Consider the following 16,586-nt stretch of genomic DNA (forward strand, 5'->3'; position numbering starts at 1 on the left):
AAAATAAGATAAAGTAAATGAAAAGAAGGAGGCAAAATTAATTAAAAGCAGGGAAATGCACCAAAATAAAATATCCTGAAGATTCCTGCACAAATCTTACCGCCAGATTACCGGCATTTGCAATGCCCTGATGATGGTGACCTTTATTTGCGAAGACTGAAATCCAGTGCAGCTTTAACAAAATGAACAAACAAAGGATGAGGACTGGCAACAGTACTGCGGTATTCAGGATGAAACTGTATCCCAACAAACCAGGGATGCTCCGGTAACTCGATAATCTCAACCAGATCATCCTTACGGTTTATCCCTGAAGTAAGCATCCCTGCGTTCCGGTATTGATCCAGATAAAAATTGTTGAATTCATACCTGTGACGGTGCCTTTCGGTTATCTCTGCCTTTCCGTAGACTGCCATGGCTTTTGTGCCGTCGGCTATGGTACAGGGGTATGCTCCCAGCCTCATTGTTCCGCCCTTATTACAGATATTTTTCTGGGCCTCCATAATATCAATCACAGGGTGTTTGGTATCAGGGTCCATCTCTGTTGAATTTGCGCCTTTTAAACCAAGCACATTGCGTCCGAATTCTATCACGGCACACTGCATTCCCAGGCAAATACCAAGAAAAGGCACATTATTTTCCCTGGCAAAGCGAATGGATTCAATCTTTCCTTCAATGCCGCGGTTCCCGAATCCGGGCGCAACCAGAATTCCGTCAAGCCCTTCGAGCGAGGCAGCCACCGTTTCAGGGGTTATGCTTTCGGAATGGATTGGCCTGACCATTACCTTGCATTCATTCACTGCACCGGCATGCACAAAGGCTTCGTTTATTGATTTATAGGCATCTTTTAACTCCACGTACTTGCCGATCAAACCAATGGTAACCTGATTTTTCGGGTGTTTAAGTTTGTAAAGGAATTCCTCCCACTTTCTGAGATCCGGCAAATGGCTGGCAGGCATGCGCATTTTCTCAAGCACCTCTACATCAAGTTTTTCGTCACGCATCAGCAGCGGCACATCGTAAATTGATTCGGCATCAATGGATTCTATCACTGCCGTAGGGTCCACGTTACAAAAGAGGGCAATCTTATTGCGCATCCCTTCATTGAGATGCTTTTCGGTACGACATACGATGATATCAGGTTGTACCCCCTGTTCAAGCAACGCCTTTACAGAGTGTTGGGTGGGCTTGGTCTTCAGCTCCCCCGCGGCAGCAAGATAAGGAACCAGTGTAAGATGAATCACCAGGCAATCCGTTCCGATCTCCCAGCGCATCTGACGGACAGATTCAATGTAAGGCAGGGATTCGATGTCACCGACGGTTCCTCCGATCTCCGTGATCACAAAATCGTATTTGCCTTCATTTCCAAGCAGTTTGATTCTTCTTTTTATTTCATCGGTAATGTGAGGGATAACCTGAACTGTTTCGCCAAGGTAATCGCCGTGTCGCTCCTTTTCAATCACCGACTGGTAAATACGTCCCGTCGTAACGTTATTAGCCTGCGATGTAGGTACATTCAGATAACGCTCGTAGTGACCAAGATCCAGATCCGTCTCAGCACCGTCCTCTGTCACAAAACATTCTCCATGTTCGTAAGGATTCAGTGTACCAGGATCAATATTTATATAGGGATCCAGTTTCTGGATGGTTACGCTGAAACCCCTTGCCTGCAGCAATTTGGCCAGCGAAGCTGAAATAATCCCCTTTCCCAGCGATGAAGCCACACCTCCGGTAACAAAAACATACTTTGTTGATGGCATTCTACTTGTTGTTTTTTAAAATCATTATTAATTCCGGTAAACAACCGGAAAAAAGTGTACAAAAGAGAGGACGTGCAGATCTATCAATACAGAAGATCGGATTATACATCTTTAAGGTTGTCAGCAACTGCCTGAACCTGAATTTACCGTTCTCCCGAAACCCGTCATTCAACGTATTATAGACCATCCTGACTTCTGAATGTCAGGCAGCAAAAATACAAACCTCCGGCTAAAAAGCGAGAACCTGTTAAGAAATTATGAAAAGTTTTTTAAGTTTTTTGAAAAGACCGGGAATCCCGTTTATGATCATTTGCCCGCCTTTATACTGTTTAGAATTGCATCATAAATCTCATCTTTATCATATGGTTTGGAAAGAAACTTATCCATGCCCACTTCAAAGCTTTTTTTGCGGAATGACTCCTCCGAGTACGCTGTTAATGCAATGATGGGTATTTCTACTTTTTTCCTCCTCAATTCTATGGTTGCTTCCCAGCCATTCATCTGGGGCATATCTATATCCATAAGTATCACATCATATTCTCCGTTGAGGCATTCATTTACTGCTTCAAGACCATCTCCGACCAGGGTATAATTCCATCCCATTCTTTTTATCAGGATCTCTATTATCCTCTGATTTAGCAGATTATCTTCAGCTATCAGTATCCTTATCGACCTGTCTTCCTTTTCCATGTCTATTACAGTAGATTCATGCCTGAATTCCATAAATTCCCGTGTATACATTTTCACTATCCCTTAATCCGGAATCAGTAAAAAGGTAATACGGATTTCGGGCTATAATTTGAAAAAAAATAAAAAAAGGCTACCAGTGTGAATGCTGATAGCCTAAAATGATGTAAAATACCGGCTACTGTCCCAGGTAAGACTTCAGCAGTTTACTTCTGGAGGTGTGTTTTAACCTTCGGATGGCTTTCTCTTTTATCTGCCTGACACGTTCACGGGTCAGATCGAATTTGGCACCTATTTCCTCGAGCGTGAGTCCATGGTTCATACCTATTCCATAATAGAGATTTACAACATCACGCTCCTTTTCAGTGAGGGTTGCCAGCGAACGCTGAATTTCCCTGGCCAGCGATTCGCGCATCAAACCGGCATCGGTTACGGGGGTATCTTCATCCACAAAGATGTCGATGAATTTCATATCTTCATCCTCAGTAAGGGGCGCATCCATCGAAATATATCTGGTCGATATCTTGAGCGCTGCATCTATCTTATACTCGGGAATTTCAAGCGCTGCTGCCAGTTCATCGGGTGATGGAGGACGTTCAAACTTCTGCTCGAGGCGGGAGGACTCCTTCTTGATTTTATTCAATGACCCCACCTGGTTTAGCGGAAGACGCACAATACGCGACTGCTCGGCCAATGCCTGAAGAATGCTCTGGCGTATCCACCAAACGGCATAAGAGATAAATTTGAATCCACGTGTTTCATCAAAACGCTGAGCCGCTTTAATCAATCCGAGGTTGCCCTCATTGATCAGGTCGGGAAGGCTTAATCCCTGGTTCTGATATTGTTTAGCGACTGAAACCACAAAACGAAGATTAGCCTTGCAGAGTTTCTCCAATGCCTGCTGATCACCCTGACGTATACGCTGGGCAAGCTGGACTTCCTCTTCAGCGCTGATCAGTTCTTCTTTGCCAATATCCTGCAGATATTTGTCAAGCGATGCAGTTTCGCGATTGGTTATAGATTTGGTTATTTTAAGTTGTCTCATAGCGGAGGTTTGTTTTGAAGGCAGGATAAGACCTGTCCATTCTGATTATTAACAATTCTGTCAACTTTAAGTTCAATCTGAAACCGGAAGAGTGGAGTCCGATTACATACACCTGAAGGGATGCGTAAGATACACATCCCTTATCCAACGAACTTCTTATCTGCAGGTTACTACATCCCAAATCCGTAGTAAGCCCGGGTTCTGTTCGGATAGATTCCCTCGAGCAAAACACCACCCTGTTTACCTTCGAGTGCCCGGGCCAGATCAGCCCGGCTGGTCACCGCTTTCCCGTCAACCTGAGTGATAATATAGCCCTGCCTGATGCCGGCATTGCGCAGTTTCCCATCCCTGAGCGAAGTAACCTGAAGGCCGCCTTCAATACCAAGTTCTGATCTGATCTCCTTGCTTACCGGTTCGAAAGTAGCTCCCAGCAACGCATTGACATCAACCTCTTCACGTTTGACGGCATTGGTATTTCCATCCCTGTTCTTTAAAGTAACGTTGAAAGCGATATCTTTATTATTGCGCTTTACGGCAACGTTTACCTTGTCACCCGGACGGTGCTGACCGATAATTTCAAGCAACTCTGAAGTTGAATTTACTGCAACTCCTTCAATATTCATGATTATATCTCCCGATCTCAGACCTGCATCGCGTGCAGCCCCATTGTCAGTCACTTCCGCAACATAAACACCGCGAATCTCAGAAATGCCCTGCTCTTCAGCCAGCCTGCTGTCAAGTTCACGGATACTGACGCCAAGGAAACCACGTTGTACGGTCCCGAACTCCCTCAGGTCTTCCACCACTTTTCGCACAATGTTTGCGGGAATCGCGAATGAGTACCCGGCATAATATCCGGTTCCTGAAGCTATGGCTGCATTGATTCCTATCAGCTCCCCTCGGGTATTTACCAGTGCGCCTCCGCTGTTCCCCCTGTTCACGGCAGCATCTGTCTGTATAAAGGATTCAATGGCAGCACCGTCAGGAGAACCCAGAATATTGATATTACGGGCTTTGGCACTTACGATGCCCGCCGTTACCGTAGAAGTAAGATTAAAAGGATTTCCTACTGCCAACACCCATTCTCCTACCTGCAACTGATCTGAATTACCGTAAATCACATAAGGAAGATCCTTTGCATCAATTTTGATCACGGCCAGATCTGTTGAAGGATCGGTCCCGATTATCCTGGCCTCGAATGTGCGTTTGTCGTTCAGGGTCACTTCCACCTTGTTTGATTCGGTAACCACATGGTTATTGGTGACAATATAACCATCCGGCGAGATGATGACACCTGATCCGGTGGCAATGATCGGTGAAGATCCGCCCCTGGGAGATCTTTCGCCGAAAAAGTCCCTGAAATCGAAGAAATAATCATAAACGCTGCTTTTGCGCAGATATTCAGTCTTAATGTGCACTACTGCATGCACTGTATTGCTGGCGGCGGCTGTAAAATCAGGCAAAACCATAGGTGCTACTGAAACCGGCATATTGGTAAGGTATGCCGGCACCCTTTGTGAATTATCCTGAGCTGCCTGTTCACTTTTCCTGTTGCTGATCAGACTGTAAGCGGCAACGGCTATAATCCCGCCGGCCATGGCTATCAACAAACTCCCGACTATTCTTTTCATAACCCGGTAACTGATTTATTTGAGTTAGTAATTTTAGTTAATGCCCATGAAATTCATCCTCTGTTTTCCTGATGGCGGGCATTGATTTAAACGCAATTTGAATACCAATGTTACAAATACTGATGTTAAAAAGTGTTAATCATCTAAAAGTCAGGTACGACGCTTAAAACCTGCCCTGTTTAAGTTTGACGTCCGGATGCTTAAAAAACCTGATTGATTGCCAGATACACCCGCAAAGCAACTTAATCCGGAAATTAATGCATATGATACCAATGGCATGCAAGCTGAAATCGCATAATAACGGATTATTCTGACGCAGCACCCTTGAAATAGGCATTATACTTTTATTTTTAACAGAAATTGTTTAATTTTGACCCTTTCGACATGAGTATGACATTTTGTCAAAAGCCGTGACTTATGATAAAATTCTACAAATTCCATGGCACCGGCAATGATTTTATCATGCTGGATGGCAGGGAATTGTTAACAATACCCACCCCTGATGAAATCAGGCAATTATGTCACCGGCAAATGGGTATAGGTGCTGATGGGCTGATTATCGTCAAGCCTGTTGAAGGTTTTGATTTTGAAATGATTTACTTCAATGCTGACGGCAGCCTGGCTACCATGTGCGGCAACGGAGCACGCTGTGCGGTGGCATTCGGTTATATTTCAGGTATGTCTGGTTCAGATATTACTTTTAAAGCCGGGGATGGTGGTCATAGTGGAACACTTCAGCCTTTGACAGATTACAAATGGATGGTTGAAATCAGCATGGGCAATATCAGCATCCCTGACCATACCGGCGAGTCTACAGAAATTCACACCGGCACACCGCATCTGGTTATTATCACCCGGGATCCTGACTCGGTAAATGTGCCTGTGGAAGGACGCCGGATCAGATATTCCGAACCCTATCAGACAAGCGGGATTAACGTTAATTTTCTGTCCATCCGGGATAACCGGCTTAAAGTTCGCACGTATGAAAAAGGCGTGGAAGATGAAACACTTTCCTGCGGAACCGGGGTTACTGCATGCGCCGCTGTCGCCGCAATGAAGACCGGGGTAAACAACTGGATTATTGAAACCCGCGGAGGCATTCTGGAAGTCAGGTTGAAAAAAAATGAAACCATTTTTGATAATGTCAGGCTGAAAGGCCCTGCAGCAATGGTTTTCTGCGGCGAATTTACGGGCAGTTTTCCGCGATAAAACTATCACCTTTGCACATGAACCGGATAAATAAAAAACAACCTGCACAATGATCGGCAAAAAAATAAGGCTTAGGGCTCCGGAGCCTGCTGACATTGACATACTATACCACTGGGAAAACGACCCGGAAATCTGGCATGTAAGCAACACCTCCGCACCTTATTCAAGATTTGCCATTGAACAGTATGTATTGAATGCAGGGCACGACATTTTTAACTCAAGGCAACTACGTTTGATGATTGTTACGCTTGAAAGCGAATCTGTCGCGGCAGGTGCGATTGACCTGTTTGACTATGAACCAATTCACAGTAGGGCAGGCGTGGGCATCATGATCGGTAAAGCATTCCGGGGTAAAGGATATGCCAGTGAAGCCCTTGCGCTGATACTGGATTATTGCAGAAATATATTGAACCTGCACCAGGTCTATTGCAACATCTCTGAAGATAACGCTGCAAGTATCAGGTTATTTGATGAAGCGGGTTTCAGGAAAAACGGCGAAAAGAAAGAATGGCTTCTCCTGAACGGAAAATGGACAAATGAATTTTTTTATCAGCTTTTTCTGAAATAAAAATCCCGGCCTGTCATGAGTGAATACTATCATCCGCGATACAGTAATATGAGGAGATCCGGCAGAAAACCCGGAAGACGACTTTTCTGGATATTCGTCCTTTTCGTGCTGTTTGCAGTTATTGCCGCCTGGTTCCTTTATATGATCCTGCTTAAGGACAATGTCTACACAGCATCTGAAAACGAAGCATATATTACCATCCCCACCGGAAGCTCTTTCAGGGATGTAACAACGGAACTTTATTCTCACGGACTGATCATCAACCGCAAAAATTTTGAACTGGTAGCAAGGTTAAAAAAATACGATCAGTCGGTTAAGGCAGGGCGATACAGGTTGACTGACGACATGAATAACCTTCAATTAGTCAGATTACTGCGATCAGGTAACCAGACCCCGGTTAAAGTGATTTTCAATAATATAAGAACACCGGACCAGCTTGCCGGCCGGATTTCCCGGCAAATTGAGGCTGATTCAGTTTCGATTATTAAGCTGTTCAACGACAGTGCCTATCTTGATTCACTCGGGGTTACCATAACCAGCCTTTTCACCATAATCATTCCAAATACTTATGAATTATACTGGAATACCAACGCAAGATCTTTTATTAACCGGATGAAACGCGAATCTGAAAAGTTCTGGGAAGGTTCGCGAAGCCTAAAGCTGAGTCAGATCAACATGAACCGGCACGAAGTGATTACCCTTGCTTCAATTGTTGAAAAAGAAACGAATAAGAATGATGAAAAAGCCAGGGTGGCCGGCGTTTATATAAACAGGCTTAAAAACGGTTGGCTGCTCGAAGCGGACCCCACCCTGGTATTTGCTCATGGAGATTTTGAAATTCGCAGGGTACTCAGCAGTCATAAACAAATTGATTCTCCTTACAATACTTACAAAAACAAGGGGCTCCCCCCCGGACCAATCTGCCTGCCTTCCATAGCCTCCATCGATGCCGTACTAAATTACGAAGATCATAACTACATGTTTTTTTGTGCCAGAGAGGACTTCTCAGGATATCATAACTTTGCCCGCACACTGGAGCAACACAACCTGAATGCCTGGAAATACCAGCAGGCGTTAAACAGAAGAAACATTTACCGTTGACAGGCGTTCCAATTAGTCTTAAATCAGCAGTCTGTCCATTTTTTTTTAATCTATGAGAAGAGCATTCAAAGCATACGATATCAGAGGGATATACAACAGCGATTTTAATGGCGGGGATGTATACAAAATCGGCTTTTTGCTGCCCGCTCTGCTGAAAGCCGAAACTGTGCTGGTCGGGCACGATGTAAGAACATCATCCCCTGAAATTCTTGAATACCTGTGCAAAGGCATTACCGATGCAGGAGCTGATGTGCATGTGGGGGGAGAATGCACCACACCTATGATTTACTGGGCAACCGCTAAGTTCAACTACCAGGCTTCGGTAATGATTACCGCATCACATAACCCGGCAAATTACAATGGCTTGAAAATTTCCAGGGCCAAGGCGCTTCCCGTCGGATTTGACAGCGGGCTTTCAGAACTGCTCGAACTGGCTGAAACTACAGACATCAAGCCGGCCGCCATTCCTGGAACTTACAGCAGTTTAAATTTTATTTCTGACTACCTCGATTTCCTGAAAACATACCAGGAAGATTACCGGAGTCTGCGGATAGCCATTGATTGCTCCAATGGGATGGGATCTCTGCTGGCCAGACAGTTATTTGGAGATGAACCTCTTTATATTTTTGAAGAACGCGATGGCACTTTCCCAAATCACCAGCCAAATCCTCTTGAGGAAGAAAACGTTAAAGACCTGAAGCATCTGGTTATAGAAAACAACTTCGATATAGGGATGATCTTCGACGGAGATGCCGACAGGGTAATGTTTGTGGATGAAAAAGGCCGTTTTATTCAGCCTGACATGATGATTGCGGTTCTGGCCGGTTACTTTTCCGGCAAGGGATTGACAGGCAAAGCTATTCAGGATATCAGGACATCGAAATCAGTAACGGAAGCGGTGGAAGCCAAAGGTTTTGAAATGCATATGTGGCGGGTTGGAAGAGCCTACGCTGCTTTAAAATTAAGGGAAATTGACGGCTTATTCGGCGGTGAACTCGCCGGGCATTACTACTTCAGGGATTTTTACTATTCTGACTCAGCTTACCTGGCTGCACTGCTTATTTTGTCGGAGCTGAAAAAGCATAAAGCCCTCGGATTAAGTCTGTCCGGAATGATCGATGCAATCAGCAGATACGCAGGTACCGGTGAGATCAATTTCCACGTTGAGAAGAAAAACGAAGCGATGGAAGCGCTCAGGAAAGCTTTTTGTGACATAGAAGAGCCAGTTGCTTTTTACGATTTCGATGGATACAGGATTGAGTTCAGGGATTGGTGGTTCAATGTTCGGCCTTCAAATACAGAACCATACCTTCGCTTCCTGGCCGAAGCCGGATCACAGGAACTGCTGAATATCAAGAAGGCCAAAGCCCTTGAGATCCTTCAACCATTTATCACTGAGAACCTCCATGTACATTAGGCTCCGGGGAGCATATGCCCTCCTGTTTCTGCTTCTGCTACTGCCTTTTATCATCATTGCCCAAAAACCGGCACAGCAGCATAGTAATCCGGACACAACAGAAAGCAATACAATCAACAAGGCCCGGATAAACGGACTGTTGATCGGCGGTGGTCTGGCATATGCCGGCAGTATGACCGGGCTATACCATTTGTGGTTTAAAAATTATCCGCAATCCTCCTTTCACTTCATCAACGATAATCATGAATGGCTCCAGATGGATAAAGCAGGCCATGCTACCTCGTCGTATTACATAGGGCTACTCGGAAATGAAGCGCTCCGTTGGGCAGGTTTCAACAATAAGAAAGCCGCATGGTATGGTGGCAGTATGGGATTCGCCTACCTTACCGTTATTGAAATCCTGGATGGTTTCTCTGCCGGCTGGGGGGCTTCTTCCGGTGATCTGATCGCAAACAGCCTTGGATCGGCAGCATTCATCAGTCAGCAATTAATCTGGGAGGAACAGCGCATACTTATGAAATGGTCGTTTCATATGACCGGATATGCGAAATACAGACCCGACCTGCTTGGCAGGTCTTTTACCGAGAGGGCCCTTAAAGACTACAATGGACAAACCATCTGGCTGTCAGCCAATATCCGTTCATTCCTGAAAAACGAACGCCGTTTCCCCGGATGGCTGAATATTGCATTTGGCTATGGTGCTGAGGGGATGATCGGGGCGAACTCCAATCCCGCCTTCCACAACGACGAGCCGGTTCCTGGATTTGACAGATACAGGCAATTCTACATCTCACCAGATATCGATCTCACGAGGATAAGGACGAAATCTCCATTGCTGAATAAAACCCTTAAAACCTTCGGGTTTCTGAAAATTCCCCTGCCGGCGCTTGAATTCAGCAGCAAAGGCGTAAAATTTCATCCCCTGTATTTCTAAGCAGAACTATACATTGAAACGGATATGCATAATATCGCCGTCTTCAACAATATAGTTCTTCCCTTCGACATAAAGTTTACCGGCTTCACGGCAGGCATGTTCCGATTTCAGCTCGATGAAATCCTTGTATTTCATCACTTCGGCACGAATAAAACCCCGCTCCAGGTCGCTGTGGATTACCCCGGCAGCCTGCGGTGCAGTCATTCCCTTTTTAATGGTCCATGCACGAACTTCTTTGGGTCCGGCGGTGAAAAATGACATCAGATTTAATATATCATAGGCGGAGCGAACCAGCTTATTTACTCCGGGTTCCGACAGACCTGCATCCTCAAGGAAAATCCCGCGGTCTTCAGCACTTTCCAGCTCGGCAATCTCAGCTTCCAGCGCACCGGCAATCACCAGAACCTGGGTATCCTCATTTTTTACCGCTTCCTTTATCTGATCCACATATTTGTTCCCGTTCACAGCCGATGTATCATCCACATTACAAACATAGATAACCGGCTTATCCGTCAGCAGGTACATATCATCAATAAACCGGCGGTCGTTTTCTTCTATTTCGAGAGACCGCACTGACTGAAAGCCTTCGAGATGTTCTTTTACCCTGGTGAGCACATCTATACCATGCTTTGCATCTTTGTCCCCCGATTTCGCAATTTTTTCAAGGCGCTGGATTTTCCGTTCAACCAGGTCGAGGTCCCTGATTTGCAGCTCAAGGTCAACAATCTCCCGGTCGCGGACCGGATTAACCGAACCCTCAACATGAGGCAGGTTCTCATCGTCGAAGCAACGCAACACATGAATAATCGCATCTGTTTGCTGAATATCTGCCAGAAATTTATTCCCGACGCCTTCGCCCTGACTGGCGCCCTTAGCCAAACCCGGAATATCAACAATTTCAACAGTTACCGGCACTACCCTTGCCGATTTGATCAGTTTATCAATTTCATACAAGCGGTCATCCGGAACAATAATCTGTCCCAGATTCGATTTATTGGTACTGTAAGCAAAATTAGAAGTCTGCCCTTTGGTATTCGATATACAGTTAAACAGCGTGGTTTTACCGATGTTGGTCAATCCGACAATACCGCATTTTAAAGCCATAAGCCTGAAATCTGTTTGATTTGGGGTGCAAAGATAGGCAAATGTAGGCGCACTTCGAAGCGGAATACAGTGTTCAGATTTTTTCGCTCAGACCTTTAGTTTACATAAGATAAAACTTTCCCGCCCGGAGATCATTCGTAAAAATAAGACTCCTTATACGACCAGCCGGTATCAGCCTGATTCATTTCAACCGGAAAATCATCCGAATTGTAAGTAAAGAAACTTTCATCGCCATAGGAATCTATCAGGTCTCCTGATGAATCATAGTATCGTTCGATCAGGGTCACCACATTATTTTCACCGGCATAAAACCCTGCTTCCGAATATCGGAAAATCTGAAAATCTTTGAAAGGGTTCTTCTTGTTATCATAAGTGAAAATTCTTTCCATACTTTTATAAAAACCTTCCCGGTTAAAATCGTCAATTTCGTTTTCTCCGAAGCAATATAAAATTGAGTTTGCAAAAACAGACCATATACCGGAACTCTTTTCCGGACAGCCATGCTTGCCGGCAACTTTATTATAATAAGTTAAAACGGAAAGATTCCCCTGCTGCCAGACAAAATCAACATAAGAAAGCACAATCCACTGTTGATTGATCAGCTGCTTGATTTCCAAACGGGAAACATTGCCATCAGCATCAACTGTATAGACCAGTTGCCTGTCTGTTACGTTTGATGAAGTAACAATTACTTTGTCAGCAATCCGTTTATAATTCAACTCATAAGTGATTCCCTGGGAATCAAAGTAAGTTGTGTGATTTACCCTGCCATCTGCATCATATTGTATTGTAATGGAGTCCCCCTCCTCTGACCCGCATATGGTGACCAGAAAATTGCTTTTGTTGTAAATAAACACAGCATTTGAAGAATCCTGTATAAGGCCATTCTCCGTTTCCAATGACTTCAACCTGCAAATCCGCGGTAGTCTTTGATTATTCTGATTCTCATCAGTGTCATCATCCGCATCTTTAGTACACGAAGTACTTATAAATAAAAATGATGACAGCAGAATTAAAAATCCCTGACTTAGATTAACTGTTGCTTTCATGGGACAAGATTTACAGACTATTGATTTTAAATAGTTTAAGGAAAATTAAGATTGAACGTTTCAATCTTCAATTCAAAAATATATCCGGTAACGATCTCAGAAACCAGCCCCGCTATTACGTCCAATCCATTAGCAGCTTATATATATGTCACTTTTATCCAAATGTCACTGTTGCGGCCGAGATTATCTGAACAGCTGATTTTATACCGGCCTTCTTCAGGTGTAAAAAAAACTTTTTCTCCGGGTAATGCCGCCCTGAGGAGTTTGTCATTCAGGTACCAGTATATCCTGGCTACCCCGTTTTCGGCATTGCAGGCAAGTTGCAACTGCTGTTTGCGTCCTTTGATGATCAGGTATTCCGCCCCGTCGGTAAGAGAAGTAATGAGAGGGGCACCCGAAAATTTAACAGACGGGCAATGGGGATTGTGAGGTGGCAGAGTCTGATATGGAATCTGCATCTCATTATACCATGCAATCAGACCCGGAGGATAGTATGGATGCCAAGCTTCCCTGTATCCTTTTTCAGGAAGGCATGACCTGCAATAACTGATTGTTCCCGATTCATTTACATAATGTTTCTGAAGGTGATTGCAGCGCATCGCAGGAGAAACCCCCGGAATAAAATAGTCCATTACCTGATGATGACAGAAAGTGTCAGGAGGCAATCCGCTTTCAGAGCAAACCAGCCGGTAATCGAGGTCTGGCGGAGGGACAAACCATCCGGGCTTTTGAGCTGGCTGGATCGCATTAAATATACTGAACAGCAACGGAACGGCAAAATCAGCCCCGTTGAGTTCCGGTACGCCATTCCCCGGGAAATTGCCTGTCCATACGCCAATGGTGAAATTTTGATTATAGCCGATAGCCCAGCCATCCCTTCTTCCATAGGATGTTCCTGTCTTCCAGGCGATTTCCGGCAAATCAGCCGCATCTTTATATTGATTTGGCAGATCAGGACGACGCAGCCGGGTCAGGATTTCCGTAATCAAATAGGCGGCTCCCGGAGAACAAATGGTATCATTACGAGCTTCAGGAGAAGACTTTACAAACTTCAGGGAATGCCAGACGCCCTTGTTTGCAAATGCAGCATAAAGGGCGGTAAGCTCTTCCAGGGTAGTCCCGCATCCGCCTAGCACCATCGAAAGCCCGAGTTTACTTCTGTTTGAACCAATCCATCTGAAACCAACGCTTGCAAGTCCGGATGCAAAATGTTCCGTACCGACTTTCTCCAGCAAATCCACAGCGGGCAGGTTCAGCGATTGGGCCAGGGCTTGCTCTACAGTAATTTTTCCCCTCCAGGTTTCATCATAATTTTCAGGCCGGTAGCCCGCAAAATTCTGAGGCACATCGGTTACCACCATTTTGGGAGTGATCAGTCCCTGGTCAAAAGCCATTGCATAGAGCGCCGGTTTCAGTGCCGACCCGGGAGAGCGAAGCGCCTGAACGCCATCGACCTGCCCTTGCCAAGCATCCTCATCAAAGCCGGCTGATCCGAGATATGCTTCTACCTCCATCGTCCGGTTGTTTACCACAATAACTGCAAGGTTACCGATCTGAAATGAACGTAACCTTCGCACATAGGCAGTTGACAGTGCCTCCACGCGATGTTGAATGGATGGGTTTATAGTTGTAAAAATTTCAGATTCAGCATTGATATTTTTCATTCTGTAAGAAAGATGCGGAGCCTTACGCACGATCGGATACCGCTGAAAGCTTATGGGTTCGTTGAGTGCATCAGCGATAACAGCAGGTGAAAAAAGCGCTTTCCTTCCCATTTTATTCAGCCAGAAATCACGCTTCAGCCTGAGCAATTCAGCATTTTCATCGGGTCTCAATGCGTTCGGGTTATTGGGAATTACCGTAAGCATGGCAATCTGCGCCAGACTGAGCTCCCTTGGCTCTTCGTCAAAATAATGAAGCGACGCTGCCTTAACCCCTTCAATATTTCCTCCATAAGGCAGAAGATTGATATACAATTGAAGAATCTCCTTTTTATCAAGATGCCACTCAAGCTGGAGCGACCTGAACATTTCCCTGATTTTCGCCTTGTAAGTCCGCGGAGCAGGATCGAGCAAACGGACCACCTGCATGGTTATGGTCGATGCGCCGGAAGTTCTCCTGCCCTTAGCGATGTTGTTGAATACAGCCCTGCACACCGAGAAGGGATTCACCCCCGGATGGTAATAAAACCAGCGGTCTTCTTTGAAAATAAAGGCCTTTTCCAGCCCTGGCGTTATTTCATCCAAACGAACCGGCATCCGCCATTTATCATCTTTGCTTAAAAAAGCATGCAACAGGCTACTGTCGGAAGCATAAACCACTTTTGACCATGAAACTTCCGGAACAGGAAAAGGAAAAACACGATCAAACAAAAGAAAAACTAAAAAAGATGACAGGAATACAAGAGCCGGCCACAGTAAAATCAACCGCGACCACTTATGACTTATAACCCTTAAAATCCTGTTTTTCATCTCCTTTCAGAAAAAAGGCTGCAACGAGTATATTTCAACGTAAAAATAAAGAAACAAAAATGGTTGAACCTCAATGCTGACAATTTTATCATCGATCCGTATGATTATTACCGCTGACAAAATTATTATTGCTCAAACAATTTCCTCAAATAGCATGTTTACCATAAAACAAATACTTAAAAACATGCATCTATTCAAACTAAATAAACGGCTCTCAATTACCATGATTCTTGTGTTTTCTTTAATGCTGGCAGCATGCAGTAAAGAAAGTATAAAAGATGGCGGAGATAAGAATGACAACCCAGTGAACCCGGATTATACTGTATTTCTTGTCATTGATGAAGAAAGCATCGACAATGGAAATCCTCCGAATAATTTTTCTGAGACAGATGTAAATGATCACATATCAGACATCGGACAGCGCAGGCAGCTTCAATATTTCTTAAATAACACCGGAAAAATCATTGATTTATATACAGGTGAAGTGGGCGATGAAGGCTGGTTTGCCATCAGGTCAATCCCCGCATCATGGAAAAGTACCGGCCCGGCAAACAATGGACTTGAAAATTTCCTGCACCCCGGGCCCGGTCTTGGAGCCGGCAATCCGGATGACGACAGGGAAGTATTGCTTGACAAAATACCTGACGTTACCCCCTTACGTGCAAGCGGTCTGGCCATGTTGAAAGGTCAGACAATTTCTGCTGTTGTATATGACAGTGATATCAGCATAAACTACAGTCCTCTGGAAGGCAATCTGATGGGAGAAAATCCTGGGATGGTTTCTTTTAAGGTACTTGATGTCGTAAAACGGACAGACGGCTCATCATCATCTCTTCCTAAAGTTACGGTTAAGATTCTGAACGTTGACGAAACTAAAAACCTACCTATCAAACTGTTCATGAATGCCCCGGCACCTTTCTCTTCTTCCGGGCCATTTGACATTTCACCTCCAGCGGTTTACAGTCAGATCACACTGTCAGATGCGCCCTGATGCTGAAGCTATAAATCCGGCAGGATGATTTCTGTTGCAGGGGAAATGTTTTACAAAACGGGACTTTCAGCCCTGGTAATGGTCAGGGTGGTTTGCGAGATACCCTGTTTGAAAATATGGCGTTGGCGGATGATCAGCCGGGGCAGTGATTTGATGTTTTCGGGAATTTTACTTTCTGACTATCGATCCAATATTTTACTTGCATTTTTCCAAAAAAAGTCATATCTTAACATCCTGTTTTACGCTAGTTGCTTCCTGGTAATTTGGCTGCCGTTTCCAATGTTGAATGGGGATTCTCCTGTTCTTCCAATTCAGGTCTTATAGCATTTATGGCAGGGAAATCATCCCGGAGCCGTTTTTTTTCATTGGTAAGCACCGGAACAATCCTCTGAGTTTTGATTCAGACTTGCTGACAGGCTGACAATAACAACTTTTTAACACGTTTTAAGCCTGTTACTTTCCAAAACTGAATGAACATATACATAATGTTATGTTTCAGTTGATGCAGACACAACTTAAACAGAGGACCGGAACTTCCCATTCTGACCTGCTATTTATTCAATCCCGGCCATTTGTATTTTCTCTAATCTGATCTCAAAAAGATCCGGTAAATGCAAAACAG

At 44.7% G+C, this 16,586-nt stretch carries 13 protein-coding genes; 6 read left to right on the top strand and 7 right to left on the bottom strand.

Annotated features, from left to right (window positions below; all coding sequences use genetic code 11):
- Positions 1–143: 143 nt before the first annotated feature.
- From TBC1_RS14670 to TBC1_RS14685, 4 genes are all read right to left on the bottom strand, one after another.
- Entirely contained in the window at positions 144–1,757 is a 1,614-nt protein-coding gene (locus TBC1_RS14670) for a CTP synthase (RefSeq protein ID WP_062044571.1), read from the bottom strand.
- A gap of 306 nt (positions 1,758–2,063) precedes the next feature.
- Positions 2,064–2,480 carry a response regulator gene (locus TBC1_RS14675; protein ID WP_062044573.1) on the bottom strand — a complete coding sequence of 139 codons (417 nt, stop codon included), beginning with the start codon at positions 2,478–2,480 and terminating at the stop codon, positions 2,064–2,066.
- Positions 2,481–2,622: 142 nt separating this feature from the next.
- Entirely contained in the window at positions 2,623–3,489 is an 867-nt protein-coding gene (locus TBC1_RS14680; RefSeq protein ID WP_062044575.1) for a sigma-70 family RNA polymerase sigma factor, read from the bottom strand.
- Positions 3,490–3,659: 170 nt separating this feature from the next.
- A complete protein-coding gene (locus TBC1_RS14685) occupies positions 3,660–5,120 on the bottom strand; it encodes a Do family serine endopeptidase (RefSeq protein WP_062044577.1) in 1,461 nt (486 codons plus the stop codon).
- 417 nt (positions 5,121–5,537) lie between these two features.
- Here TBC1_RS14685 and dapF point away from each other — a divergent pair, with 417 nt between their 5' ends.
- Genes dapF through TBC1_RS14710 form a run of 5 tightly spaced genes read left to right on the top strand, consistent with a single transcriptional unit; the run spans position 5,538 to position 10,349 of the window.
- Positions 5,538–6,329 (top strand): diaminopimelate epimerase, encoded by a 792-nt coding sequence (gene dapF / locus TBC1_RS14690; protein WP_062044579.1) that lies wholly within the window; start codon positions 5,538–5,540, stop codon positions 6,327–6,329.
- A 49-nt stretch (positions 6,330–6,378) separates the two neighbouring features.
- Positions 6,379–6,897 carry a GNAT family N-acetyltransferase gene (locus TBC1_RS14695; RefSeq protein ID WP_062044581.1) on the top strand — a complete coding sequence of 173 codons (519 nt, stop codon included), beginning with the start codon at positions 6,379–6,381 and terminating at the stop codon, positions 6,895–6,897.
- 15 nt (positions 6,898–6,912) lie between these two features.
- A complete protein-coding gene (gene mltG / locus TBC1_RS14700; protein WP_082189650.1) occupies positions 6,913–7,998 on the top strand; it encodes an endolytic transglycosylase MltG in 1,086 nt (361 codons plus the stop codon).
- A 52-nt stretch (positions 7,999–8,050) separates the two neighbouring features.
- Positions 8,051–9,415 carry a phosphomannomutase/phosphoglucomutase gene (locus tag TBC1_RS14705; RefSeq protein ID WP_062044585.1) on the top strand — a complete coding sequence of 455 codons (1,365 nt, stop codon included), beginning with the start codon at positions 8,051–8,053 and terminating at the stop codon, positions 9,413–9,415.
- Positions 9,405–10,349, top strand: coding sequence for a DUF2279 domain-containing protein (locus TBC1_RS14710; protein WP_082189651.1), 945 nt, complete (start codon positions 9,405–9,407; stop codon positions 10,347–10,349). The genes TBC1_RS14705 and TBC1_RS14710 overlap by 11 nt, the downstream gene beginning before the upstream one ends.
- A gap of 6 nt (positions 10,350–10,355) precedes the next feature.
- Here TBC1_RS14710 and ychF read toward each other — a convergent pair whose 3' ends face one another.
- From ychF to pbpC, 3 genes are all read right to left on the bottom strand, one after another.
- Positions 10,356–11,453, bottom strand: a complete 1,098-nt coding sequence (ychF, locus tag TBC1_RS14715; protein WP_062044587.1) for a redox-regulated ATPase YchF — start codon at positions 11,451–11,453, stop codon at positions 10,356–10,358.
- Between the two features lie 131 nt (positions 11,454–11,584).
- On the bottom strand, positions 11,585–12,502 hold the full coding sequence (locus TBC1_RS14720) for a hypothetical protein (protein ID WP_062044589.1): 918 nt from the start codon (positions 12,500–12,502) through the stop codon (positions 11,585–11,587).
- 137 nt (positions 12,503–12,639) lie between these two features.
- A complete protein-coding gene (gene pbpC, locus TBC1_RS14725; protein ID WP_082189652.1) occupies positions 12,640–14,973 on the bottom strand; it encodes a penicillin-binding protein 1C in 2,334 nt (777 codons plus the stop codon).
- A 223-nt stretch (positions 14,974–15,196) separates the two neighbouring features.
- Between pbpC and TBC1_RS14730 the strand changes: the two genes are divergently transcribed.
- Entirely contained in the window at positions 15,197–15,964 is a 768-nt protein-coding gene (locus tag TBC1_RS14730) for a hypothetical protein (RefSeq protein ID WP_236695681.1), read from the top strand.
- The last annotated feature ends 622 nt before the right edge of the window (positions 15,965–16,586 follow it).

The organism is Lentimicrobium saccharophilum (genome assembly GCF_001192835.1).
Classification (GTDB): Bacteria; Bacteroidota; Bacteroidia; order Bacteroidales; family Lentimicrobiaceae; genus Lentimicrobium; species Lentimicrobium saccharophilum.

What these genes read in the sequence shown, in the direction of transcription:
- dapF (WP_062044579.1), top strand. Translation starts at nt 5,538, where the DNA reads ATGATAAAATTCTACAAATTCCATGGCACCGGCAATGATTTTATCATG.
- TBC1_RS14685 (WP_062044577.1), bottom strand. Translation starts at nt 5,120, where the DNA reads ATGAAAAGAATAGTCGGGAGTTTGTTGATAGCCATGGCCGGCGGGATT.
- TBC1_RS14670 (WP_062044571.1), bottom strand. Translation starts at nt 1,757, where the DNA reads ATGCCATCAACAAAGTATGTTTTTGTTACCGGAGGTGTGGCTTCATCG.
- TBC1_RS14675 (WP_062044573.1), bottom strand. Translation starts at nt 2,480, where the DNA reads ATGGAATTCAGGCATGAATCTACTGTAATAGACATGGAAAAGGAAGAC.
- TBC1_RS14695 (WP_062044581.1), top strand. Translation starts at nt 6,379, where the DNA reads ATGATCGGCAAAAAAATAAGGCTTAGGGCTCCGGAGCCTGCTGACATT.
- TBC1_RS14705 (WP_062044585.1), top strand. Translation starts at nt 8,051, where the DNA reads ATGAGAAGAGCATTCAAAGCATACGATATCAGAGGGATATACAACAGC.
- ychF (WP_062044587.1), bottom strand. Translation starts at nt 11,453, where the DNA reads ATGGCTTTAAAATGCGGTATTGTCGGATTGACCAACATCGGTAAAACC.
- TBC1_RS14730 (WP_236695681.1), top strand. Translation starts at nt 15,197, where the DNA reads ATGATTCTTGTGTTTTCTTTAATGCTGGCAGCATGCAGTAAAGAAAGT.
- TBC1_RS14710 (WP_082189651.1), top strand. Translation starts at nt 9,405, where the DNA reads ATGTACATTAGGCTCCGGGGAGCATATGCCCTCCTGTTTCTGCTTCTG.
- TBC1_RS14720 (WP_062044589.1), bottom strand. Translation starts at nt 12,502, where the DNA reads ATGAAAGCAACAGTTAATCTAAGTCAGGGATTTTTAATTCTGCTGTCA.
- pbpC (WP_082189652.1), bottom strand. Translation starts at nt 14,973, where the DNA reads ATGAAAAACAGGATTTTAAGGGTTATAAGTCATAAGTGGTCGCGGTTG.
- mltG (WP_082189650.1), top strand. Translation starts at nt 6,913, where the DNA reads ATGAGTGAATACTATCATCCGCGATACAGTAATATGAGGAGATCCGGC.
- TBC1_RS14680 (WP_062044575.1), bottom strand. Translation starts at nt 3,489, where the DNA reads ATGAGACAACTTAAAATAACCAAATCTATAACCAATCGCGAAACTGCA.